This window comes from Halocola ammonii, from assembly GCF_049334165.1.
In the GTDB taxonomy this organism is placed as follows: Bacteria; Bacteroidota; Bacteroidia; order Flavobacteriales_D; family Sanyastnellaceae; genus JBEGHD01.
In genome coordinates, this window is the sequence record NZ_JBEGHD010000054.1 from 1 (window position 1) to 467 (window position 467).

Genomic DNA, 467 nt, shown 5'->3' on the forward strand with positions numbered 1-467 from the left:
ACAGTGTAGAAAGTGATTCCTCCGTTGTCGATGAACTGCTGCGTCACAGCTGGTCCAAAGTCGATGGTCCAGGTCTGATTGACATCATCGTAAACAACGCTCACGCCTGCAGCAGTAAAATCATCTTCTGCTTGCTGACTTCCATACGGATCCCCTGCATCTGCATAAACCGTGAACTCCGGTAAGCTGTTTTGGAGAGAATGATCCACTTCAAGTGAGAATAGGTTATCGTCTGAGGCGTCTACTGTCCAAACAAAGTTTCCTCCGTTGAGGCATTTGCCCACTGCTGAAGCTGATACGTTTTCGAGTACAGGAGCTTCATCATCAAGATCGTAAACAAATGTGTTGGCCGGTCCTGTTGGACTCATTGATCCGAGTGCATTTCCGTTGCAGTCTTCCAAAACGGTGTAGAAAGTGATTCCTTCGTTGTCGATGAACTGCTGTGTCACAGCCGGACCAAAGTCGAT

Annotated in this window: 1 protein-coding gene; it reads right to left on the minus strand. The window is 47.8% G+C overall.

Annotation, left to right across the window (positions count from 1 at the left end; all coding sequences use genetic code 11):
* A partial coding sequence (locus ABHV44_RS16220) for a hypothetical protein (protein WP_459075761.1) occupies window positions 1–467 on the minus strand: 467 nt, incomplete at both ends.